Here is a 22,485-nt window from a genome sequence, read left to right as displayed (position 1 = left end):
CCACGCCCGAGGGCTCAGTGGCCTCGGGATCTTGACCTTGTCCGACCGGGACAAGGCGGTCAGAGATCGTTCAGTGGCTCCGGAGGTACGCATTGGCACGGGTGCGGAACGACAAGCTTGCTGCGCTGCTGGCAGAGGCGGGCTAATCACGGGCTCAGGCGGCCGGCGCCTTCAGCCGGGTGGCAGTGGAGAACAACCTCAGCGACTGGACGAGGATCGGACGCTCCCACATCAGCATGTGGGTCGGAGGTACCCGGCCCTCCGGATCCGCTCCCCTTATCTTGTGCCAGGCGCTGTCACGCCGCCTCAGGCGGTGCGTGACACTCGATGAGATCGGGTTGGCTCCCAGTGCCCCAGCCATCGCGCAGGAAGCGCTGGAATGGCATACCGATCCCGTCAGCACACTGACAGACCTGGGGAGATCCGATTTGGACGCCAACAGACGCACTCTTCTGGGCCATGCGGTGTATTCGGCCACAGCACTCGCGGTCCCAGGACCGGAGTGGTGGTATGCCATGGCTGCCCCATCGCCGGACATACCCACCGGTCGACAGCGGGTCGGCCGAGAGGATGTGACAACGGTGCAGGAGCTGACCGTGGCCTTCTCCCGCATGGACCAGAGCCGCGGCGGAGGCCACGGTCGCAGTGCCCTGGTTCAGTACCTCTACTCCGACGTTCGCAGCTTCTTGCACGGCCGATATCAAGACGATGACGTACGACGCGATATGAATTCTGCTGCGGCAGAATTAGCCTACCTCTCCGGATGGATGGCTTTCGACAACGCCGAGCATGCCGTCGCGCAGAAGTACTTTCTTCTTGCAGTCAAACTCGCAGCCCATGCGGGGAACGAACCACTGTCCGGCCATATCCTGCGAGCCATGGCGCACCAGGCAATTGACCTCGGCTTCGCCAACGAGGGCCTCAAGTTGGCCGAAGCATCCATACAGGGTGAACGGTACAACGCGGCGACCCCACGAGAGAAAGCCCTTCTCGGGGTAATTCATGCGCGGGGCCTATCCGCCACGGGAAGGAGGCAGTCTGCCGTCAGAGCACTACTGCGAGCCGAGGACGACCTGGCATCCGCTAGCCCGGACATTCCGGAACCGAACCGGACGTTCTTCTTCAGTGAAGCATCTCTTGCCCATGAAACGGCATGCGCGTTGAGGGATATGGGTGACCACGCCCATGCCATCAGTGAGTTCCAGCGCTCCGCCCGGACGCGCGGCGCTGCCTTCAAACGAACTCACGCTGTGACTCTTGGGTATCTGGGAGCCGAACAGGTGGCGGCAGGCAGTGTGGATGAGGCGTGTGCAACCTGGAGCAGGGTGCTGGACGCGATGGAGGAAGGCATTCACTCCGGCCGTGCCCGGCAGGCTGTCGTCGACATGCGTGCCCACCTCTCGCCCTATCGTCGCCGTGGCATTCCGGCCGTTACCGCACTCGATACCCGGGCCGTTGCCTACCTCAAGCACGTAGATTGGCCGACACACACCCAAGGGTGAGAGGAAGCGTATGACGCAGACGCTGGAGATCCGGCCGATCGGGTACGTGGTCGGCGGGCGGAGTGAGGTTTCCGACGATCAGTGGAGTGGTACGGCGGTCATCCGTCTGAACCCGGAGTTTCCCGCCGAAGTGGTCCAGGGGCTGGCGGAGTTCTCGCATCTGCTCGTGGTGTGGCACTTCCACCGGGCTTCCCCCGCCGATGTGGCTCTGCACGCCCGCAGCCCGCGCAACGATCCCCGCTGGCCCGCCACCGGGACCTTCGTGCACCGCAATCACCGGCGGCCGAACCAGCTCGCGCAGTCGTTTCCCCGGCTGCTGAAGGTCGACGGCCTCAACCTCCACGTCACCGATCTCGACGCCGTCGACGGGTCACCGGTCTACGATCTGGCGCCTTACTTCAGAGAGATGGGCCCCCGAGGCCCGATACGGCAGCCCGCCTGGCCCGGGGAAATGCTCACCGACTACTGGGCCGAACCGCCGAGCTGACCGTCGGCCCGGAGCTGCCCACGGCGGACGTCACCAGCTGCCGGCCCAGCGGGGAGAGGTGGACGCAGGTGGGTCCCGGAGTGCGGGCGCGGCTGCCGTACCGGGGTGGGGCGAATCCGTAAGCCCAAGTGACGCTGGCGCACGCTGCTGTTCATCCGCCATGCTGCGGGAACTCTCACCCGTGATCGGACGGAGCAGACGTGCTGGTCTTCGAGATCAAGAATGACGAACTCATCGAGTCTGTCAACCGGCAGGCGGCCAGGGCCGGTGTCACGGACGCGGCTATCGTTTCCCTGATCGGGGCGGCAGACCGGTTCACGCTCTCCACCATGCCCAAAGGCGACGCCCTGAAGGACGACATCACCAGCTATGAACTGCCGGCTGAGATGACCGGCACCGGCGAGATCCGGAACGGGTTCGCGCACATCCACACCGTGATGGGTGTCGAAGGTGACCAGGCGATGTGCGGCCACCTCCATGAGGCGCACATCGGCACCCACTTTGCGCGGGTCTATGTGGTTCCCTGCCCCTAGGTCGTCTCTTTCGGATCTTGCCGGGCTCGCGTGCCTCCCCCAGCTACCACTGGGGGTGCCCCCAGCCACCGCGCCTCGCCGCGTTGTCGTCAGTCGCCTACGCTCCGCGTGGACTCCATCTTCCGCCTTGCGATCCACGGCACCAGACCCTCCCCCTACGCCTGGCGGCGTGGGTGGTGCCCCCACTCGCTGATCCGGCCTGATCCGAAAGAAACTCCCTAGCCGACCCGCCCACGGCGGACGGCAGGGGCGACCGCCCCGGGTTCCCCCGGTGGGTACGGGCCGGGACCCGTCCCCGGCCCGTACGTTCACATGCCGCCGTCCGACGCCTTCGTCCGGCGCAGCAGCCATACCAGGTACGGCGCACCGAGCAGCGCCGTCACGATGCCCACCGGGATCTCCGTCGGCGCCAGCAGCCAGCGGCCGACGGCGTCGGCGGTGACCACGAGGAGGGCGCCCAGGATCGCCGCCATCGGGATCATGCGGCCGCCGTTGTTGCCGACCAGTCTGCGGGCCAGATGCGGGGCGACCAGGCCGACGAAGCCGACGGCCCCGACCGCCGCGGCGGTGCCCGCGGCGAGGACTGCGCCCGCGCCGAGGACGAGGAGCCGGGCGCGGCCCAGCTCCAGGCCGAGCGCGCGGGGCAGTTCGTCGCCGAGGGCCAGCAGGTTCACCGGGCGGGCCGCCAGGATCAGCAGCAGCGCCACGACCGCGGGCACCGCCAGCCAGCCCAGGGCGTCGTAGTCCCGGCCGTACGTACTGCCCGCCAGCCAGCTCAGCGCCGCCGAGATGTTCATCTGCGAGCTGACGACCATGATGTTGACCAGGGACATCGCGGTGGCCGCCGCGCCGAGGCCGACGAGGACGACCCGGGTGGGGTCCAGTCCGGTGCGTACCCCGCCGCGCCGCGGTCCGCGGGCGATCAGCACCACCACGAACAGCATCAGCACACCGCCGATCCCGGCCGCCGACGGCAGGGCGATCGCGGGCGCCGACGGTACGGCGACGATCACGGCCACCGCGCCCAGCGAGGCGCCCGCGGTGACGCCGATCAGGCCCGGTTCGGCAAGCGGATTGCGGACCACGGCCTGCACGGCCGCACCGGCGACCGCCAGACAGGCCCCGGCGAGCGCCGCGACCAGGATGCGCGGCAGCCGGTAGGAGACGATCGACTCGGTGACCGGGTCGGTGACGCCGGTGAGGGCCGAGACGATCTGCCCGTACCCGATCTGTACGTCTCCGAGCCGCAGCGATACGACCATCGCGAGGGCCAGCACCGCCAGCCCGCCGCCGAGGACGACGGCATAGGCGGGGGCGCGCCGCCGTCCGGAGACCGCGACGGCCGCTCCGGTGTCGGCGTCGCCCGTGCTGATCCGCCGGGCGAGCAGCATGAAGACCGGTCCGCCGATCAGCGCGGTGACGACGCCGACGGGGATCTCGGAGGTGTAGACGGCCGACGGCGGCACGATGACCTGCGAGGCCGCGTCGGCGCCGAGGAGCACGGCGCAGGCGAGGAGCCCCGCCAGGGGCATCAGCAGCGCGTGGGCGCGGATGCCGAGGGTGCGCACGATGACGGGCGCGATCAGTCCGATGAAGCCGATGGGGCCCGCGAGGGAGACCGCGGTCGCCGACAGCAGCACCGCGATCAGGAAGGCCGCGGGCCGGATCCGTTCGACCCGTACGCCCATCGCGGACGCGGTCTCGTCACCGAGGGCGAGCAGGTCCAGCGGGCGGGCCAGCAGGGGCGCGGCGCAGGCGACGACGAGCACGATCGCGCCGGTGATCAGGGGCCGTTGCAGATCGGACTGCATCAGGGTGCCGTTGCCCCAGAAGAACAGCCCTCGGGTGGCCTCGACGTCCAGCATCTGGAGGAACTCGGCGGCGGCCGTTCCGGCCAGGGCGACCGTCGCTCCGGCGAGCAGCACCCGGCCGGGAGTGAGGACCCCGCCGCTGCTGAGGAGGTAGACGATGCCGATGGCGAGCAGCCCGCCGACGAAGGCGGCCGCGCCGGACGGCACCGGGCCGAGGTCCAGTCCGGTGTAGGCGACGAGGACGACGGCGAAGTAGGCGCCCGCGTTGACGCCGAGGGTGTCGGGGGCGGCGAGCGGATTGCGGGTGGCGCCCTGGACCAGGACGCCGGAGACGCCGACGGCGATGCCGACGACCAGCCCGGTGACCGTCCGCGGCAGCCGGCTGCCGAGCAGGACGTCCTCGGCGTGGGCGGTGCCGCCGCCGGTGAGGACGGCGACGACATCGGCGATGCCGACCCCGGACGAGCCCATGCCGAGGTGGACGACGGCGACGGCGCACAGGACGAGACCGAGGCCGCCGCCCACGAGCAGGGCCCGTGGGCGGCCGGTGCCGGTCCCCTGGCGGCTCTTCCCGGCGGCGCGGGCCGGGAGCCGGACGGGGACGGCCATCAGACCTTCAGTGCCTTACCGGTCTCGTCGATGATCTGGAGCGCCGACAGCGGGCCGCCGAACAGCCAGGTGCCGGGGTCCAGCGGCTGCACCTTCTGGCCCTTGACGAAGCCGAGGCCCTTCCAGACCGGGTTCTTCGCGAAGGTGCCGGTGAACGGGTTGTCGTTGACGGCGGCCACATAGAGGAAGGTGGCGTCCTTCGCGGTCGCGGTCAGGCCCTCGACCCCGACGGTCGTCATGCCCCAGGCGTCGCCCTTGCCGGTCCAGCCGTTCTTCAGCCCGGCGAGGTTGAGCACCTGGGGGGCGATGGCGTCGTCGGTGAGCATGCGGACGGACGAGGTGCCGTTGGCGGTGAAGCCCTGGCCGACGGCGTACGTCAGACCGCCCTTGCCGGCCTTCTCCAGACGGGACTTGAGGTCGGCGGCCGCGGCGTCGATGCGCCCGGTGACCGCGCCGGCCTCGTTGGTCTTGCCGACGGCCTTCGCCAGCTCGCCGAAGTTCTTCTTCATGGTGTCGAGCTGCGGCTTGGTGGTGTAGGTGAAGGCCAGCACCGGGGCGATGTCCTGGAGCTGCTTCAGATTGGCCGCGGAGCGCTCGTTGTCGACGACGATGAGGTCGGGCTGGAGGGCGCGGATCTTCTCCAGGCTGGGCTCGTTGCGGTTGCCGACGTCGGTGACGCCCTGCGGCAGCGCGGCGCCCTTGGCGGTGACCCAGGTGCCGTAGCCCTTGTTGTCGGCGTTTCCGGCGGGGGTGACGCCGAGGGCGACCAGCTCTTCGGTGTACGTCCACTCCAGCGCGACCACCTTGGTCGCGGCCTTCTTCAGGCTCACCTTGCCCTGCGCGGTGTCGACGCTGATCGCGCCGCCGGTCGCCGCCTTGTCACCGCCCTTGCCGCCCTTGTCTCCCGCGGCGTCGCCGACGGTGTCGTCGCCACCGCACCCGGCCACGACCAGGGAGAGTGCCAGGACGGCGCTGCCCGTCGCGAGGGTGCGCACCAGATTCCGCATGGGGGTAACTCCTTGTGTGCTGGATGTACTGCCATGTGCTGCCATGTGATGGGTCTTGGCGTCGTTGCCGGTGGGAGGGAACGTTTCGGGGCGCGCCGACGGGCGGCCCGGCGTGGTGCCGCGGCGCGCGGGCCGGGTCAGGGGGCGGCCGGGTCCGGTTCGGCCGGGGTGGGCGCGGTTTTCGCGAGTACGGCGCCGGGCGCGTCCGGGCCGGCCGCGGCGCGGACCGGGAAGCAGGCGAGATGCCCGGTGGCGGCGTCCCGGACGACGTTCACCCGGAGCCCGAAGGCCTGCTCGATGACATCGGGCGTGAGGACGTCGTCGGCGGCGCCCGCCGCGATGACCCCGCCGTCCGCGACGACCACGACGTCGTCGGCGTAGGCGGCGGCCTGCATCAGATCGTGGATGACGACCCCGCAGGCGATCCGGTGTTCGCGCGCGAGGCGCCGGACCACGTCGAGCACCTCGAACTGGTGCCGGAGGTCCAGATAGGTGGTGGGTTCGTCGAGGAGGAGGACGCCCGCGCGCTGGGCGAGCACCATCGCCAGCCAGGCGCGCTGGCGTTCGCCGCCGGAGAGTTCGTCGAGACGGCGGTCGACCAGGGGTTCCGCATCGGTGACGGAGAGGGCCCAGTCGATGGCCTCGGTGTCCTCGGCGGTATGCCGGGCGAGGGCGCCGCGATGGGCGTAGCGGCCGTGCCGGACCAGTTCGCGGACGGAGACTCCGGCCGGTGCCTGGGAGGACTGCGGGAGGAAGGCGAGTCGCTGGGAGAGCGCCCGCCGGTTGAAGGAGGCGAGGGGCGCGCCGTCGATGCTGATCTTTCCGGCGAGCGGCGGCAGCAGACCGGCGACGGTCCTCAGTAAGGTCGACTTCCCGCAGCCGTTGGGGCCGACGAGCACGGTGACCGCGCCGGGCCTCAGCTCCAGGCCGACCTGTCGGAGCACCGGGCGTCCCGCATGCCCGACGTCCAGATCCTCGGCCACCAGACGGGCTCCGTCCATGGACACCACGTTCCTCCCCCTTGCGGACGGACTGACCCCGACACCCTACAACTTAGGCAAGGCACACCTAATGCCCTTGACCGGGATCGGGGGGAGTTGTGGCCATGTCGATACCCGGAGCGACGACGCCCCGTCCCCGAACACCCCTTTTCTGAACGGGCGTTCGACCCGATCGGCCTGAAGGTCTTTCATTAAGTGACCGGTCACTTTATGGTGGGCCCATGAGAACCGTGAACGCCGCCCAGCGCGCCGCCAAGCGCGAGGCCCTGCTGGACGCCGCGGCGCAGTGCTTTGCCGAGCGGGGCTACGAGGCCACCCGTACCGCCGATATCTGTGCCGTCGTCGGCATGAGCTCCGGCAATCTCTTCCACTACTTCCGCACCAAACACGACGTGCTCCTCGCCCTGGTGGAGCGGGAGGGCACGCAGACCGCCGCCTTCCTCACCGAACTGGGCGCCGAATGCGGCCCCTTCGACGCACTGCTCGGCCTGCTGGAGGCCGTCTGCGAGATGGCGGCCGATCCGGTCGCCGGGGGGCTCGCCCTGGAGATCTCGGCCCAGGCCCACCGCGACGAGGACGTCGCCCTGCGCTACAAGGCGAACGACCGCTCCTTCCGGGACGGCCTCGCCGAGCTGGTGCGGGCCGCGGACGCCGCGGGTGAGATCCGTACCGATCTGACCCCCGAGGCCGCCGCCACCTGGCTGGCCGCGCTCGTCGACGGGGTCTTCGCCCGGGTCGAGGCGGATCCGGACTTCCGGCCCGCGGAGCAGTCGGCCGTCCTGCGGCGCCTCGTCACCCATCTGCTCCGGGAAGGCGGGGTATGAACCGGATACCGCATACCGAAGCCCCCGCCGGTCCCGCGGCCGCCCGGCTGCTGAACGTGGACGCCCTGCGCGGCTTTGCGCTCCTGGGCATCCTCACCGTCAACATCTGGGCCTTCGCGGACCCTTACTACGCGGCGACCGCCGGTAATCCGGCCCATGACTCACCGCTTGACCACGCCGTCCGCTTCCTGGTCTCCGTGTTCTTCGAGACCAAGTTCTACCTGCTGTTCTCCTTCCTCTTCGGCTACAGCTTCACCCTCCAGATGTCTGCCGCCGAGCGGGCGGGCGCCTCCTTCAGGCCCCGGATGCTGCGCCGCCAGGCCGGGCTGCTGGGCATCGGACTGCTGCACGGCGCGCTGCTGTTCCACGGCGAGATCCTGACGCTGTACGCGGTCCTCGGGCTGGTCCTGCTCGCCTGCCGCGGGCTCGCACCGCGCCGCGCGGCCAAGACCGCGGTCACCCTGCTCGGTGTCTCGGGCGGACTGTGGCTGCTGCTCGGCATCGCCGATCTCGCCGACGGCGGCGCCTCCCCCGGCGCGGGTTCCGGTCCGGCCGAGAAGCTGGCGGCCTTCAGCGGGGACGCGGCGGCGACCGCCGGGCACCACGCGGGCCATTTCGCCGAGACGTTCGGTGCGCTGGTCCTGATCCAGGGCGCGAGTTCGCTGGCGATGTTCCTGCTGGGCCTGGCCGCCGGGCGGGTCCGCCTCTTCGCGGAGCCGGACGTCCACCGGGCCCTGTTCCGCCGGATCCTGCGCACCGGAGGGCCCCTGGGCCTCGCGGGCGCCGCGTTCTACGGCTGGTGCGCGGTCTACCGGCAGGGCACCGCCCTGGAGACCCTCGCCTTCGCGGTCAGCCAGGTCACCGCGCCCCTGCTGACGGCTTCGTACGTGGTCCTGGGCCTGGCCCTGTTCCGTACGGCACGGGGCGCCGCGGTCGAACGCGCCCTGGCGCCCCTGGGGAAGACCGCGCTCAGCGCGTACCTCCTCCAGTCGCTGACCCTGGGCGTCCTCTTCACGGGGTACGGCTTCGGTCTGATCGACCGGATGTCCCCGCTCTCCGTCGCCGCGGTCGTCCCGGGCATCTTCCTCGCCCAGTTGCTGCTGGCCAGGTGGTGGCTGCGCGGGCACCGGTACGGTCCGGCGGAGTGGCTGCTGCGGGCGGTGACGGTGGCGGGGCTCCCGCAGTGGCGCAAGCAGAACGCGCCGAATCCGCAGGGCTCTTGAGGCGGTGCCTCCGCCCCCGTTCGCCTACGCCCGGCCCGTCCACTCCTCCAGCGCCGCCCGCAGCCCCGCCCCGTCCGGGTGCCGGGATGCCCAGGCGATCCGGCCGTCGGGGCGGATCAGCAGTTCGGTGTCCCGGGGCAGGAGGCCGGAGGCCGGGGTCTGCCAGTGGGCGTGGATCACCCCGGGGTGTTCGACCGGGGTCGCGTACGCCGGGGTGACCAGCACAAAGCCGCCCGCCCGCAGCAATTCGTACAACCGGCCCTGCGCCAGGGCGAGATCGGGCACCCGGCGGCCGGTGGAGGGATGGGCGCCGCGCGGCGCCGGATAGGCGATGCCCACCCCGGTGACCTGTGCGATCGCCCGGCGGGTGACCGGCGGCAGGGCGACCAGCACCCCGGCGAGGACCGCCCGTACGGCACGCAGCGGCAGCCCGCGGGCCATCGCGAGCCGCAGCACGAGCCCGCTGGTACGGATCACCTCCCGCCCCACCGGGTGCCGTTCGGCGTGGTAGCTGTCGAGCAGCGCCTCCGGATCACCGGCCGCGCCGCGCAGGGCCGCCGCCAGTTTCCACGACAGGTTGGCCGCGTCCTGGAGCCCGGTGTTCAGCCCCAGCCCGCCCGCGGGCGAGTGGATGTGCGCCGCATCGCCCGCCAGGAACACCCGGCGGTCGCGGTAGGCGGGGACCTGCCGTTCGTCGCAGTGGAAGCGGGAGAGCCAGCGGGGGTCGCGGAGCCCGTAGTCCGTGCCGAGGGTACGGGTGAGGACCTCGCGGATCTCGTCGAGCCCCACCGGCTCGGTGTCGGGGAGCTGCCGGGCCCGGTCCCAGCACATCACCCGGTACCAGCCGTCGCCGAAGGGGAGGACCAGCGCGATCGTGTCCCCGGTGGTCCCGGCGGCCGGCAGCACCGCGGGCTCCTCCGCGAGGCGTACATCGGCGAGGACCATGGACCGGATCACGGACCCGCCGGGGAAGGGCAGTCCGAGCCTCCGGCGGACGGTGCTGCGGGCGCCGTCGGCACCGACCAGATAGCGGGCGGTCAGCTCGCCGCCGTCGGCGGTCACGGCGACGGCGCCGTCCGCGTTCTGGCGCAGCCCGGTCAGTTCGGTGCCGTACCGCAGCTCGGCGCCGGCTTCGACGGCCCGCCGCTCCAGCAGCCGTTCGACCTCGTACTGGGGTGTGACCAGGACGAACGGATAGCGGGTCGGCAGTTCGGTGAGATCGACGGTGAGGAAGCGGAAGGGCCGGAAGCCGGTGAGGGGCAGTCCGGTGGCCACCAGTTCGTCGGCGAGACCGCGGGCGTCGAGGAGTTCCAGGGTGCGGGCGTGGACCCCGAAGGCGCGGGTGAGGTTGCTGAGCCCGGGCGGGCGCCGTTCGACGAGGACGGTCCGTACACCCGCCGCCGCGAGATCCCCGGCGAGCAGCAGCCCCGTCGGTCCGGCCCCGACCACCACCACATCCGTATCGGTGACCGGGCCCGCCGTCCGGGCGTGGCGGTGGTCGGGGCCGTTCTCCGTCGCCATCCGCCGCCTCCGGTGGGCCCTGTGCGTGTACGGGGAGTCTGCCAGGCCCCGCCGGTCCGGCAGCGGAAGCACGACGGACGGCGCACCGGGTGGCCGAATCCAGCCCCCTCGGTGCTGCTGCCGGCCGGGGTTCGGGCCGGGGCTCCGTGGTCTCCCTGGGCCCCTGGACCCGGTCACGCCCTGACGGAAAGCCGCTGGTCGATGGGTGCACCATGCATTCGGTACGCATTCGGAGTGCCACCGTCCGCCCCGGTTGTTCTCCGGACGCTCACCGCGAAAAGCTCCGGAGAGGGAACCGGTCCGGACGCAATTTCGGACGCAGTCGCCTTGCATTTGCCTTACCGGGCAACCGGGCGCGAATCCGCCCCCTCTCTTCAGATGTCGATTTCACAGAGAAACTCGTCCGGCGGATGCGGCCTCCGGAACTTCGAGCCTCCCGAACATCGAGGAGAACCCTCATCGGATGTGCGCAAGGAGACCGGACCCGCCACCCCGACGCCGCCGAGGCGCGTGCGGCACCAGGTGTGACGCCTGCGCCGCAGGCGGCGGACACCGCCGAAGCCCTCCACCGTCCACCACCCTCATGGGCGGTGGAGAAGCCTGCGCCGGGTCTCCCCGGCCCAAGGCTCCGCATATTGCACAGGACGCAATATCCCTCGTCCGGGGCCGGGCAAACCCCGCCCCGATCCCCTTTCGCCCGTTGCACGGAATGAATATCCCGACATAACGATCAGCGCTTTCAGCAGCAGGGAAAGGGATTTCCTCTTTCCCTGAACACTCATCCCGCCGTAAAACCGGAAAGAGGCCCCGAGCCCCGCACCGGCCGACGGCGGGCACACCCCCGACCGGAACGACGGGTGAGCACGGAGCGACGGCACCGCATGGCCGTTTCGACCTCCGGTATCCGGACACATCGCACCCCTGCCCGGGCACGCCCCTGTTCGTGCCCGTGTCCGGAACACGCTCACGGGCCGGCCTGCGCCCGGGACCAGTGGGCCCGGGCCGTACCGCCCCTCCCGCCGACTTCACCGACCACCGAATCTCCGGAGGACCGATCGTGAACAACAATCAGCCCGAGAAGCGTCTCGGGCGCCGTTCCCTCCTCTCCGGCGCCGCCGCCGCCGCGGGCGGCGCGGCCCTGGCGACCACCGTCCCCGCGGGCGCGCACGCCGCACCCAAGCCGAAGCCCGCCGCGGGCGCTGCGGGCGCCGCGAGCGTGACCGCGACGCCCGGGATCATCGACGTCCCTCCCACGGACCCCCGCTTCCCCGATCTGGTGCGCGGTACCAACCAGCGGTGGGTGGCGAACCCGGAGAAGGTCCGGATGGTCACCACCCCGACCCAGGCCGAAACCGCCGTACGGGACGCGGTGACGGCCGGGAAGCGGCTCACCGTCCGCAGCGGCGGCCACTGCTACGAGGACTTCGTCTTCAACAGCCAGGTCCAGATCGTCGTCGACCTGTCCGCCATGAACCAGGTCTACTACGACCCGGCCATGAACGCCTTCGCCATCGAGGCAGGCGCCTCCAACCTCCAGGTCTACGAGACCCTCTACAAGCTGTACGGGGTCACCCTCCCCGCGGGCTCCTGCCACTCCGTGGGCGCGGGCGGCCATATATCCGGCGGCGGATACGGACTGCTCTCCCGGCAGCTCGGGCTGACCGTCGACTACCTGCACGCCGTCGAGGTCGTCGTGGTCAGGTCGAACGGCACCGTCGAGACCGTCAGGGCGAGCCGGGACAGCACCGGGGAGCTAAAGGACTTGTGGTGGGCCCACACCGGCGGGGGCGGCGGCAACTTCGGCCTGATCACCCGCTACTGGATGCGGACACCCGGGGCCACCGGCACCGACCCGACCGCACTGCTGCCCAAGCCGCCGTCCGAGGTCTTCCTCAACGCCATCAGCCTTCCCTGGCCGCAGATGGACCAGCGGGACTTCGAGACCCTGGTCAAGAACTGGGGCAGGTGGCACGCGGCCAACAGTGCCCCGGATTCGCCGTACGCCGGGCTGTTCGGCCTGCTCAAGCTGAACGCCAACGCCGGGACCGGCAGCTCCATCGGCCTGATCACCCAGATGGACGCCGTCACCCACCCCAACGCCCGGACCCTGCTGAACAACTACCTCACGGAGATCACCGCGGGCGTCAGCATCACCCCGCAGGCGATGACCTCGCCGATGGGCGAGCATGCGGCGCTGCCCGGCTTCGACAAGACGCGCAGACTGCCGTGGTACATCGCCACCGACTACCTCAGCGGCGGCAACCCCACCCTGTACGGCAAGTACAAGTCCTCGTACGCCCGCCAGGCCCTGCCCAGCTTCCAGATCGCCGCCCTCTGGCAGCACCTGAGCGCCCCGCAGCCCGATGGTCTGGAGGCCCTGGTCCAGATCGACTCCTACGGCTGCAAGGTCAACACCGTGGCGTCCGACGCCACCGCGGTGCCCCAGCGCGATTCCGTCCTCAAGCTCCAGTACCAGGCCTACTGGACCGACCCGGCCAAGGAGGCCACCGGCCTCGCGTGGATCCGCAACCTCTACAAGGCCGTGTACGCGGAGACCGGCGGCGTCCCCGTACCGAACTTCACCAACGACGGCTGCTACGTCAACTACCCCGACAAGGACCTCGGCGACCCCGCCTTCAACACCTCCCAGGAGACCTGGGGCAGCCTCTACTACAAGGCCAACTTCGCCCGGCTGAAGACCGCCAAGCGGGCCTGGGACCCGACGAACTTCTTCCGGCACGCGCAGTCCATCCCCCTCCAGTGAGGTGAACGGGTCGTCCCCGCGCCCCCCGGCGGCGCGGGGATACCCCCACCCACGGACAGCACCCCTAGGCTGGGGCGAACGGCCGCCGACAGCACGGGAGTTGACTTCGCCATGGACCGGATCGACACGGGGCGCGCCCACCCGGCGCGGGTCTACGACTATGTACTCGGCGGCAAGGACCACTACACCGTGGACGTCGAGGCGGGCGACGCGATGATCGCCGGATGGCCGTCGCTGCCCGTCAGCATGCGGCAGAACCGGCTGTTCATGGAGCGCGCGGCCCGCTGGCTGGCGCGCGAGGCGGGGATCCGGCAGTTCCTCGACATCGGTACGGGGCTGCCGACCTCGCCCAATCTGCACGAGGTCGTCCAGAGCGAGCGCCCCGACGCCTCGGTGGTGTACGTCGACAACGACCCGATCGTGCTGCGGCATGCGGAGGCGCTGCTGACCAGCTCGTCCGAGGGGCGGACCGCGTATCTCGACGCCGATATGCGCGAGCCCGACACCATCCTCGGTTCGACCGCCGTCCGGGAGCTGTTCGAGCCGGGGCAGCCGGTGGCGCTCACCGTCATCGCGATGCTGCACTTCATCCCGCCGTCCGACGGCTATGCGCTGGTACGGCGGCTGCTGGACCCGCTGCCGCCGGGCAGCTACCTGGCGATCTCCACGGCGACGGCCGACTTCGCGCCGGAGGAGATCGGGCGGGTGGCGCGTGAGTACGAGAGCCGGGGCATCCCGATGGTCCCGCGGACGGCGGCCGAAGTCGGGGCCTTCTTCGATGGGCTGGAGCCGGTGGCGCCCGGACTCGTGCAGGTGCAGCGCTGGCGTCCGGAGGCGGCGCAGGAGGGGGTGGCTCCGGAGCAGGTCGCGATGTACGGAGCGGTGGCGCGCAAACCGTAGCGGGCGGTACGGAACGGGGGCACGGTACGGAACCGAGGGCGGCCCCGCCCGGGCGCCGGCCCCGCGCCGGGTCAGCCCACGCGGCCGCCCTCCAGCGCCAGCAGATGCGGCGGCGGGGCGGTGCCTTCGCGCAGGGCGGGATCCGCTTCCAGCGTGCCGAAGGCCGTCGTCAGCGGCAGGGTCCCGGCCCAGACCGGGCGGTCCGCGTCCGGGCCGGAGGTGCCGTCGTCCGGCGGGCCCGTGCGGATCTTGACGGACGCCTCCTCCAGGGAGAGCGCGAGCAGCGCGGTGGCGGCCAGCTCCTTGCGGTCGGGCACCCGGGCGTACCCCCACTGGCCCGGGGCGCACTGCGCGGTCAGACAGCGCAGCCCGGCGAGCTTCTCCTCCGGGTCGGTGACCGGGCGCGGCACCCCGTAGACCATCGCGCTGCGATAGTTGACGCCGTGCTCGAAGACCGAGCGGGCGAGGACCAGCCCGTCGATATGGGTCACGGTCACGCACACCGTCGAGCCGGGCGATGCGGCGAGGCTGCGGCTCGCGACCGAACCGTGGAGGTACAGCTCGGTGCCGTCGCTCCCGTAGACCGTCGGGACGACCATCGGGATCCCGTCGACGACCACGCCCAGATGGCAGACGAAGCCCGCGGCGAGGATCGCGTCGAGGGCGGCACGTTCGCCGCTGCCCTGTTCGCGCAGTCGGCGGTGGCGGGTGCGGTCGGTGGTGGGCAGTGCGGGCGGCAGCGGTGTCCGTCTCACGTCGTCCGTCCCTACTCGGTGACCTGGGTGACTGCGTACGTCCACCGGTCCGGCGGTCGCGTGCGGCCGGCTCCGGGGAGCACCGGATACCGGACCGTGACGCGTTCGCCGATGGTGTATCGGCGGCAAAACTCCTTGCACGCTACAGATGCTCCGGCCCGGTGACCAGAGCGGAATCCGTTGTCCCGGCCGCACCACCAACCCCTTCCCTCCCGGCCTCTTGTCATGCCCCCAGCGACTGCCCGGTGGCCGGGAACCCACCCCGGGAAAGGCCCTCGCAGCGCCCCGTACCGCCGAACCCCTGTGCCCCGCACGGCACTTCGCACGTCTTCGGTTACCTGCTCATCACACTCCCATGGAGACCTCATCACCCATGGCCGCAACAGTGGCCGCCATGAATCCCAGCACTCCGATCACTCGGACGAACCCGCGCCCCGTCCCGGCCCCCGGTGCAGAACCCGGTGCGGAACCGGCCTCCGGCGGAAGCCCGGCCGCCGGGCGGCGGGCGCTCTCCGTCCTTCTCGCCGTGGCCGCATCCGCCGCGCTGGCCGCCCCGGTCGCGACGGCCGCACCCGCCGGGAAGTCGGCCCCGAAGCCGCCCGGCGGCGCGTCCACGCCCATCGTCTGGGGCCCCTGCAAGGGCGATCCGCCCATGCCGGACCCCGGCCCGCAGGCCGAATGCGGCACGGTCCAGGTGCCGGTGGACTGGTCGAAGCCCAACGGGCCCAGGACCGGTATCGCCGTCGCCCGCCAGAAGGCCACCGACCCGGCGAAGCGGATCGGCGTCCTGATGGTCAACCCGGGCGGGCCCGGCAACTCGGGCGTCGAATCGGCCATGTACGCGGACAACCCGATCGACGGCTACTCCACCCGGCTCCGCCAGCGCTTCGACATCGTCGGCTTCGACCCGCGCGGCATCGGCCGCAGCGGGAGCGCCGTCTGCGACGACGCCGCCTTCGCGAAGATCCCGTCCCGCCCCCGCAGCGCGGCCGAGTGGGAGAAGGTCCGCACCCTCAACGCCCAGGCGATACAGAGCTGTCGCCAGGGGACCGGCCCGCTCGCCGCCGAGATGGACAGCAACAGCGTGGTCCGCGATATGGACGCGATCCGGGCCGCGCTCGGTGAACGGAAGATCAGCTACCTGGGGCACTCGTACGGCACCTTCCTCGGCGAGCGCTACTCCCGGCTCTTCCCGAAGAACCTCCGCACGATGGTCCTGGACAGCGCCATGGACCCGGCTCCGTCGGGCGCCGAGCAGTACCTCACGGACACCGCGGTCACCGCCAGCAAATCCCTGGAGAAGCTCTCGTCGAGCTGTGCGGCAGACCCCTCCTGCACCGCCCCGGGCCTGCCGAAGGGCAAGAAGCTGACGGCCGTCATCGACGAGCTGTTCGCCCGGGCCGACGCCGGCACCCTCCGCAAGCCCGGCCCGAACGGCCCCACCCGGGCCAAGGTCACCCCCGACGAGCTGACCGGGCTGCTGAACGGCCTCGCCGGAGGCGGCTACCCGGACCAGGCGACCGAGCAGCTGGGCGCCCTGTACAGCGGAAAGGGCGAGGTCCGCTTCCACGGCGACGGGCCCGTCAACGCGGCGATCCCGCTGGTGCTCTGCCGGGACAGCGACTACCGGATCCGGGACTGGGCCGAGTACCGGGCGATCCGCGAGCGGGTCGCCGCGGCCGCCCCGTACGTCCGCTACAACGACCAGGCCCTGAGCTTCACCCTCAGCTGCCAGGGCTCGCCGCTGCCGGTCGAGCCCCGGCCCGCGCAGGCGGCGGGCACCCTGCCGCCGGTCCTCGTGGTCAACGCCGTGTACGACCTGCCGACGCCGCTGGCGGGGGCGCGGCGGATGGCGGCCGCGATCCCGACGGCGACCCTGCACGAGGTGGACACCGTGGGCCATGTCCTCTACCTGATGCCCGCCGTGAAGCCGGTCATCGACAACCATCTGATCCACCGCACCCGCTGAGCCGGACCGGCCGTGTGAAGAGCAGCGGGGCCCGGGGCGCGACCGACCGCGCCCCGGGCCCCGCTGCTCTTCAGGCGGCCGGCTGCTGCTTCAGCGCCGTCCGGCCAGATCGTGGTCCCGCAGCCGGAAGCTGTCCCCCTTCAGTCCGATCACGTCCGCGTGGTGGACCAGCCGGTCCAGCAGGGCGTAGGTGACCGGTCCGTCGCCGAAGGTCTCGGTCCACTGCGCCAGCGGCTTGTCGCTGGTGACGATGGTGGAGGCCCGTTCGTAGCGGTGCGAGACCAGCCGGAACAGCAGCCGGGTCTCGTCCGGCGAGAACGGTACGTAGCCGATCTCGTCGATCACCAGCAGGGTGTGGCGGTCGAGCCGGGCCAGTTCCTCCCCGAGCCGTCCGGCGGACTGTGCGGCGGTCAGCCGGTCCACCCATTCGGTGGCGGTGGCGAAGGCCACGTCGTGCCCGGCCTGGCAGGCGCGGATGCCGAGGGCGACGGCGAGATGGGTCTTGCCGGTGCCGGGCGGGCCGAGGAAGACCGCGTTGCGGCGGGCCTCGACGAAGTCCAGGGCGCCGAGCCGGGTGATGGTCTCCCAGTCGAAGGCGCGCTGGTGCTCGTCGTCGAAGTCCTCCAGCGTCTTGCGGGCGGGGAATCCGGCGGCCCGGATCCGGGACTCGGCGGACGAGCCTTCGCGTACCGCCGGGTTCCCGGTGGACTGCGGGGGCACGGTCTCCGGCCTGGCGTGCGGGACCTCGGCAACGACCGGCGCGGTCGGCGCGGGCTCGGGGAGGGCCGCGCCGGCCGGTTCGGTCGCGACGGGTTCGGCGGGCGCGCCGCCTGCCGGGCCCCCGCCCGTCTCGTGGTGGCCGTTGCCCGCGCTCTCCATCGGCCCCGACATATAGGCGAGGATCGCGGCCGACAGGATGAACGCCATATGGATGACCGTCCCCCACAGCAGCGCGTGCTGGGAGGTGTGGGCGACGTCCACGAACATCTGCAGCAGATGGACGGACGAGATGCCGACGATCGCGGTCGCCAGCTTCACCTTCAGGACGTTGGAATTGACGTGCGACAGCCACTCGGGCTGGTCCCGGTGGCCCTGGAGACCGATCCGGGAGACGAAGGTCTCGTACCCCCCGACGATCACCATGATCAGCAGATTCGCGATCATGACGACGTCGACCAGCTTGAGCACGGCCAGCATGACCATGGTCTCGTCGGCCTGGCCGCTCACGATGTGCTGGATGAGGTGCCACAGCTCGTTGAAGAACTTGTAGACGTAGACGCCCTGGGCGGCGACGAGGCCGAAATAGAGCGGTGCCTGGAGCCAGCGGGTGGCGAAGAGGGCATAGCCGAGCGACGAGGCGGCGTAGCTCCGCAGATCGGGTTTCGGCCCGCGGGACTCCCGCGGTGCGTGTTTGACGTGGGGTGCGTGGGGCGCGGACGTGGCGTGACCGTGCAAGGGCGTCTCCCAACAGGGTTCGGGCGGCCATCGGGCGCGGTCGGCGCGGCCCGCGCCCACGCTGTCAACGGCCGACCGGGTCAGTTGTCACGGAGCCGACCGGCGCACCGGGGCCCGGAGCACTGCTTTCGGCCGGTGCGAGCGGGGCGCGCGAGGGGCGCGTCCGGCGGGGGTACGGAGCAGGCACGTTCCGGCGGGGTGCTGCTGGGGGCGGTGCGCCGGAAGCCGCCCGGCCGCCACCCCTCGCCCCTCACCCGTCACCCGTTCCCCGCGCACCGGGTGCCGGGGCCCGCGGATCCGCCTTGAATGCGGAGTGTGCTGCGAACGATCGGTGAGTGGTGTGCCCGGCGGGCGGTATTCGTCGTCGTGGCGTGGCTGGTGGCGCTGGCCGTACTCCAGGTGCTGCACCAGCTCTACGGCGGCGACTACTCCGACGACTTCACCCTGTCGGACACCCAGTCGCAGCACGGTGTGGAGGTGCTCAAGGAGCACGATCCGGCGGCCGGGGGCTACAGCAGCCAGGTGGTGCTGCACGACGCGGACCGGCCCCTGACCCAGGCCACCGCGGAGATCTCGCAGACCGTGGCGGGCCTCGGGAAATTGCCCGAGGTGCTGACCGCGCAGGATCCGCTCACCGTGCCCTCGTCGAACGAGGGACCGCTCGCGCCCGACGGGCGGACCGCGTACATCACCGTCCGGTTCGCCGTACCGCCGTCCACCCTCGGCGCCGACTATCTGCACGGCGTCGACGCGGCGGTGGAACCGCTGGGGGCGGCGGGCGTCCAGGTGGAGTACGGCGGTCCGCTCGGTGAACTGGCCCGGCCCGAACCCAACGACCGCGCCAGCGAGGCGATCGGCTTCGCCGTGGCGGTCATCGTGCTGCTCATCGGCTTCGGCAGCGTCTTCGCGGCCCTGCTGCCGCTGGTGACCGCGCTGATCTGCGTGGTGTGCGGGCTGGCACTGCTCGGACTGCTGGCGGCCGCATCCACCTTCGCGACCGTGTCCCCGACCCTGGCGACGATGATCGGCCTCGGCGTCGGCATCGACTACGCGCTCTTCCTCGTCACCCGCCACCGGCAGAACCTGATGAACGGCGACGATCCGGTGACGGCCGCCGGGAAGGCGACCGCGACCAGCGGACACGCCGTCCTGCTCTCCGGCTGCACGGTCGTCATCGCCCTGTCGGGCCTCTGGGTGTCGGGCCTCGCCTTCATCGGGAAGCTCGGGCTCGCGGCGGCGGTGACCGTGGTGACGGCGGTGCTGGGCGCGCTCACCCTCGTACCGGCGGTCCTCGCCCTCCTCGGCCGCCGTATCGACAAACTGCGGGTCCGGGGCCTGGTGGCGGAGACCGACGCCGCGCCCGGCGAGGAGGTCCAGGGCACCTGGCACCGGTACGCGCTGCGCGTGGAGCGCCGGCCCTGGTGGTATCTCACGGGCGGGGTCGTGGTGCTGGCGGTGCTGGCGTTCCCGGTGTTCTTCATGCAGCTCGGCCATATCGGGGACGGCGCCGATCCGACCTCGTTCACCGACCGCCGGGCGTTCGACCTGATGTCGGCGGCGTTCGGGCCGGGCTCCAACGGGCCGCTGACGCTGGTCGTCGACCAGAGCGCGGTCCCGGCGGCGGACCGGGCGGCGCTGGCCTCCTCGGTACAGCACGCGCTCTCCGCCGTACCGGACGCGGCGTCGGTCACCGCGCTCCGGCCGACGGCCGACGGGGAGGTGCTGGTCGGGACGGCGTACTCGGTTGCGTCCCCGCAGGACGAGCGGACCACCGAACTCGTCGACCGGCTCACGGAACAGGTCCTCCCGGACGCCGTCGCGGGCACCGCGGCCCACACTTATGTCACCGGCACCACGGCCGCCCAGGTCGACTTCCTGGACATCGTCTCCGCCCGGCTCCCCCTGATCATCGCGGCCGTCGTCGGGCTGGCGTTCCTGGTCATCCTGATCGTGTTCCGGGGCCTGCGGGTCGCGGTCAAGGCGGCCGTGCTCAACGTGCTGTCGATCGCCGCTTCGTACGGGGTCGTGGTCGCCGTCTTCCAGTGGGGCTGGGGCGGGCCCGCGCTCGGGGTGTCGGGGAAGGTGCCCATCGAGAGCTACGTCCCGATGATGATGTTCGCGATCGTCTTCGGGCTGAGCATGGACTACGAGATCTTCCTGCTCTCCCGGGTCCACGAGGCCTGGCTGCGCACGGGCGACGCGCGGGCCAGTGTGGCCCATGCGCTGGAGATCACCGCACGGGTCATCACCTGCGCCGCGCTGATCATGGTGAGCGTCTTCGCGGCGTTCGTCATCAGCGACAACATCGTGGTGAAGATGCTGGGCCTGGGCCTGGCCGCGAGCGTCCTGATCGACGCGACGGTGGTCCGGCTGCTGCTGGTCCCTGCGGTGATGACGCTGCTGGGGGACAAGGCGTGGTGGACGCCGCGATGGCTGGACCGGATCATGCCGAGGCTCCATCCGGAGGGGACGGAGTAGCCGGGCGGGCATTCACCCGGACGGCGGACCTCCGCATGCGCCGGGCCCGGGTGCCTCCTTCACTGGGCCTGTACGCGCCCAGCGCGTGGAGGAGGCGCACGACATGAAACGTCCCTGGCAGCGCCCGGCCGTCAGCGCGGCCGTAGCCGCCCTCACGGCGACCGTCCTGGCGGCGGGCGTCGCGGCGTGCGGAAACAACAACAGTCCGTCGTCCGTGGCGTCCGGTATCGAGTCCGTGGCATCCGGGGCGGCGTCCGTGGCGTCCGGAGCCGCGTCGGCGGCTTCCGGTGCGGCGTCGGCGGCGGCGTCCGTCGGCGCGAAGGCCACCGGAGCAGCCGCCTCCGCGTCCGCGTCGGCGCAGAAGAAGATCGACGAAATCAAGGGCGGCACCAATGTGAAGAGCGACGTCACGCTCGCTGCCCCGGCCATCAAGAACGGCCGCAGCACGGTCGACGTCACCGTCCGCAACACCGCCGACTCGACGAAGTCCTTCGCGGTCAAGGTCGACTACAAGGACACCAGCGGCAATCTGCTCGACACGGTCGTGGTGACGCTCTCGGACGTCCCGGCCGGCCAGTCGAAGTCCGCCACCGCGCAGAGCAACCGCGATCTCACGGGCGAGGTGAAGACGGACGTCGCCCAGGCCGTACGCCACTGACCCGAACGCTCGCAGAACGCGAACGCTCCCGGAGCACGACGCTCACCGGGCACGACCGCTCACGAAGTACGAACGGAGCCGACCATGGAGGACTACCCGCTCCTCAACCTGTTCTGGACCATGCTCTGGTTCTTCCTGTGGATCATGTGGCTGTTCCTGCTGTTCAAGGTCATCACCGACCTGTTCCGCGACCACAGCCTCAACGGCTGGGCGAAGGCGGGCTGGATGATCCTGGTGATCCTGCTGCCGTTCCTCGGTGTCCTGCTGTACGTGATCTTCCGGGGCCGCTCCATGGGCGAGCGCGAGATGTCGGCGGCACAGGAACGGGAGGCCGCCTTCAAGTCGTACATCCGCAAGACCGCGGGTGAAGGCGGTGGGGCGCCGGGGGCGGATGTGGACCAACTGGCCCGGCTCCACGAGCTGAAGGAGAAGGGCGCGATCACGGACGAGGAGTACCAGCAGGCCAAGGCGAAGATCCTGGCCTGACCGCGCGGTGCGCCTCATCGGTGCACCTCGGTACTCGTCATCAGTGCACCGAGTCCCCGCCCCGGCGCTCCGGGCGGGGACTCAGTGCCAGTCGGCGGTACGGACGGAGTCGCAGAGTTCGACGACGAGTTCGCCCGCCTCCAGGCCGGTCCCGGCGACGGGCCGGACCCTGGCGCCCACCCAGATCAGATGGGGCGCGGCGCCCACGACCCGGCAGCGGTACATAAAGCCCTCGGGGAAGCGGACGAGGGACTCGTTGCGGGCGATGCGGGTGTAGCGGTGGACGACGGCGGAGCGGATGACGACGCCCTCACCGGTGCTGAGCGCGTCCTCCAGTTCGCTGGAGGAGCAGACGGGACAGAGCAGTTTGCGGAAGGCGACGCTGCCGCACCAGCGGCAGCGCTGATAGACGAGACCCGTGTCGCGGTCCGCCACCGCGGTCGCCGCCGACTGCGGCGGGGCGAGACGGTCGGTTCCGGGCTGGGACATTGACATGCGGTGA

Annotated in this window: 18 protein-coding genes; 11 read left to right on the top strand and 7 right to left on the bottom strand. The window is 71.2% G+C overall.

Features of this window, described 5'->3' with window-relative positions:
* Window positions 1–581: 581 nt before the first annotated feature.
* From B7R87_RS16970 to B7R87_RS16960, 3 genes are all read left to right on the top strand, one after another.
* Entirely contained in the window at window positions 582–1,502 is a 921-nt protein-coding gene (locus B7R87_RS16970) for a Tat pathway signal protein (RefSeq protein WP_332903351.1), read from the top strand.
* A gap of 10 nt (window positions 1,503–1,512) precedes the next feature.
* On the top strand, window positions 1,513–1,989 hold the full coding sequence (locus B7R87_RS16965) for an SAM-dependent methyltransferase (protein ID WP_130584969.1): 477 nt from the start codon (window positions 1,513–1,515) through the stop codon (window positions 1,987–1,989).
* 200 nt (window positions 1,990–2,189) lie between these two features.
* Window positions 2,190–2,522 carry a PCC domain-containing protein gene (locus B7R87_RS16960; RefSeq protein WP_006347855.1) on the top strand — a complete coding sequence of 111 codons (333 nt, stop codon included), beginning with the start codon at window positions 2,190–2,192 and terminating at the stop codon, window positions 2,520–2,522.
* Between the two features lie 308 nt (window positions 2,523–2,830).
* Here the strand turns inward: B7R87_RS16960 and B7R87_RS16955 are convergent, their stop codons facing one another.
* The 3 genes from B7R87_RS16955 to B7R87_RS16945 all read right to left on the bottom strand — a co-directional run bounded on the left by B7R87_RS16955 (window position 2,831) and on the right by B7R87_RS16945 (window position 6,950).
* Window positions 2,831–4,942, bottom strand: coding sequence for an iron ABC transporter permease (locus B7R87_RS16955; protein WP_006347856.1), 2,112 nt, complete (start codon window positions 4,940–4,942; stop codon window positions 2,831–2,833).
* Entirely contained in the window at window positions 4,942–5,949 is a 1,008-nt protein-coding gene (locus B7R87_RS16950; protein ID WP_006347857.1) for an ABC transporter substrate-binding protein, read from the bottom strand. Before B7R87_RS16950 ends, B7R87_RS16955 begins: the two co-directional genes overlap by 1 nt.
* A gap of 137 nt (window positions 5,950–6,086) precedes the next feature.
* Window positions 6,087–6,950, bottom strand: coding sequence for an ABC transporter ATP-binding protein (locus B7R87_RS16945; protein ID WP_130584970.1), 864 nt, complete (start codon window positions 6,948–6,950; stop codon window positions 6,087–6,089).
* 221 nt (window positions 6,951–7,171) lie between these two features.
* Here B7R87_RS16945 and B7R87_RS16940 point away from each other — a divergent pair, with 221 nt between their 5' ends.
* Window positions 7,172–7,774 (top strand): TetR/AcrR family transcriptional regulator, encoded by a 603-nt coding sequence (locus B7R87_RS16940; protein ID WP_006347859.1) that lies wholly within the window; start codon window positions 7,172–7,174, stop codon window positions 7,772–7,774.
* Window positions 7,771–8,997, top strand: coding sequence for a DUF418 domain-containing protein (locus B7R87_RS16935; RefSeq protein WP_006347860.1), 1,227 nt, complete (start codon window positions 7,771–7,773; stop codon window positions 8,995–8,997). Before B7R87_RS16940 ends, B7R87_RS16935 begins: the two co-directional genes overlap by 4 nt.
* Before the next feature lie 24 nt (window positions 8,998–9,021).
* On the opposite strand, the gene B7R87_RS16930 is transcribed toward B7R87_RS16935, so the two are convergent.
* The gene (locus tag B7R87_RS16930) at window positions 9,022–10,518 is read right to left on the bottom strand and encodes an FAD-dependent monooxygenase (RefSeq protein WP_006347861.1); all 1,497 of its coding nucleotides are present in this window, start codon (window positions 10,516–10,518) and stop codon (window positions 9,022–9,024) included.
* A 1,054-nt stretch (window positions 10,519–11,572) separates the two neighbouring features.
* On the opposite strand from B7R87_RS16930, the gene B7R87_RS16925 reads away from it, so the two are divergent.
* Window positions 11,573–13,282 (top strand): FAD-binding oxidoreductase, encoded by a 1,710-nt coding sequence (locus B7R87_RS16925; RefSeq protein WP_391117533.1) that lies wholly within the window; start codon window positions 11,573–11,575, stop codon window positions 13,280–13,282.
* Window positions 13,283–13,393: 111 nt separating this feature from the next.
* Window positions 13,394–14,182, top strand: coding sequence for an SAM-dependent methyltransferase (locus tag B7R87_RS16920; protein ID WP_006347863.1), 789 nt, complete (start codon window positions 13,394–13,396; stop codon window positions 14,180–14,182).
* A gap of 71 nt (window positions 14,183–14,253) precedes the next feature.
* On the opposite strand, the gene B7R87_RS16915 is transcribed toward B7R87_RS16920, so the two are convergent.
* Entirely contained in the window at window positions 14,254–14,937 is a 684-nt protein-coding gene (locus B7R87_RS16915; RefSeq protein ID WP_006347864.1) for a pyridoxamine 5'-phosphate oxidase family protein, read from the bottom strand.
* A gap of 394 nt (window positions 14,938–15,331) precedes the next feature.
* Here B7R87_RS16915 and B7R87_RS16910 point away from each other — a divergent pair, with 394 nt between their 5' ends.
* Entirely contained in the window at window positions 15,332–16,906 is a 1,575-nt protein-coding gene (locus tag B7R87_RS16910; protein ID WP_006347865.1) for an alpha/beta fold hydrolase, read from the top strand.
* 90 nt (window positions 16,907–16,996) lie between these two features.
* Here the strand turns inward: B7R87_RS16910 and istB are convergent, their stop codons facing one another.
* Window positions 16,997–18,361, bottom strand: coding sequence for an IS21-like element helper ATPase IstB (gene istB, locus B7R87_RS16905; protein ID WP_332903350.1), 1,365 nt, complete (start codon window positions 18,359–18,361; stop codon window positions 16,997–16,999).
* A gap of 306 nt (window positions 18,362–18,667) precedes the next feature.
* On the opposite strand from istB, the gene B7R87_RS16900 reads away from it, so the two are divergent.
* The 3 genes from B7R87_RS16900 (at window position 18,668) to B7R87_RS16890 (ending at window position 21,983) form a co-directional block, all read left to right on the top strand.
* On the top strand, window positions 18,668–20,839 hold the full coding sequence (locus B7R87_RS16900; RefSeq protein WP_006347867.1) for an MMPL family transporter: 2,172 nt from the start codon (window positions 18,668–18,670) through the stop codon (window positions 20,837–20,839).
* Window positions 20,840–20,942: 103 nt separating this feature from the next.
* Window positions 20,943–21,497, top strand: a complete 555-nt coding sequence (locus B7R87_RS16895) for an FxLYD domain-containing protein (RefSeq protein WP_045852954.1) — start codon at window positions 20,943–20,945, stop codon at window positions 21,495–21,497.
* Between the two features lie 84 nt (window positions 21,498–21,581).
* Window positions 21,582–21,983 carry an SHOCT domain-containing protein gene (locus tag B7R87_RS16890; protein WP_006347869.1) on the top strand — a complete coding sequence of 134 codons (402 nt, stop codon included), beginning with the start codon at window positions 21,582–21,584 and terminating at the stop codon, window positions 21,981–21,983.
* 81 nt (window positions 21,984–22,064) lie between these two features.
* Here the strand turns inward: B7R87_RS16890 and B7R87_RS16885 are convergent, their stop codons facing one another.
* Window positions 22,065–22,472 (bottom strand): Zn-ribbon domain-containing OB-fold protein, encoded by a 408-nt coding sequence (locus tag B7R87_RS16885; RefSeq protein WP_006347870.1) that lies wholly within the window; start codon window positions 22,470–22,472, stop codon window positions 22,065–22,067.
* Window positions 22,473–22,485: the final 13 nt, after the last annotated feature.

The organism is Streptomyces tsukubensis, assembly GCF_003932715.1.
Taxonomy (GTDB): Bacteria; Actinomycetota; Actinomycetes; order Streptomycetales; family Streptomycetaceae; genus Streptomyces; species Streptomyces tsukubensis.
The sequence above is the reverse complement of the archived record's forward strand: the minus strand, read 5'-3'. Positions and strand labels throughout refer to the sequence as shown.

Bases quoted from the DNA above. Each gene is read 5' to 3' on its own strand.
- B7R87_RS16900 (WP_006347867.1), top strand. From the start codon at position 18,668: ATGCGGAGTGTGCTGCGAACGATCGGTGAGTGGTGTGCCCGGCGGGCG.
- B7R87_RS16920 (WP_006347863.1), top strand. From the start codon at position 13,394: ATGGACCGGATCGACACGGGGCGCGCCCACCCGGCGCGGGTCTACGAC.
- B7R87_RS16885 (WP_006347870.1), bottom strand. From the start codon at position 22,472: ATGTCCCAGCCCGGAACCGACCGTCTCGCCCCGCCGCAGTCGGCGGCG.
- B7R87_RS16965 (WP_130584969.1), top strand. From the start codon at position 1,513: ATGACGCAGACGCTGGAGATCCGGCCGATCGGGTACGTGGTCGGCGGG.
- B7R87_RS16940 (WP_006347859.1), top strand. From the start codon at position 7,172: ATGAGAACCGTGAACGCCGCCCAGCGCGCCGCCAAGCGCGAGGCCCTG.
- B7R87_RS16910 (WP_006347865.1), top strand. From the start codon at position 15,332: ATGAATCCCAGCACTCCGATCACTCGGACGAACCCGCGCCCCGTCCCG.
- B7R87_RS16930 (WP_006347861.1), bottom strand. From the start codon at position 10,518: ATGGCGACGGAGAACGGCCCCGACCACCGCCACGCCCGGACGGCGGGC.
- B7R87_RS16895 (WP_045852954.1), top strand. From the start codon at position 20,943: ATGAAACGTCCCTGGCAGCGCCCGGCCGTCAGCGCGGCCGTAGCCGCC.
- B7R87_RS16935 (WP_006347860.1), top strand. From the start codon at position 7,771: ATGAACCGGATACCGCATACCGAAGCCCCCGCCGGTCCCGCGGCCGCC.
- B7R87_RS16945 (WP_130584970.1), bottom strand. From the start codon at position 6,950: ATGGACGGAGCCCGTCTGGTGGCCGAGGATCTGGACGTCGGGCATGCG.
- B7R87_RS16950 (WP_006347857.1), bottom strand. From the start codon at position 5,949: ATGCGGAATCTGGTGCGCACCCTCGCGACGGGCAGCGCCGTCCTGGCA.
- B7R87_RS16890 (WP_006347869.1), top strand. From the start codon at position 21,582: ATGGAGGACTACCCGCTCCTCAACCTGTTCTGGACCATGCTCTGGTTC.
- B7R87_RS16955 (WP_006347856.1), bottom strand. From the start codon at position 4,942: ATGGCCGTCCCCGTCCGGCTCCCGGCCCGCGCCGCCGGGAAGAGCCGC.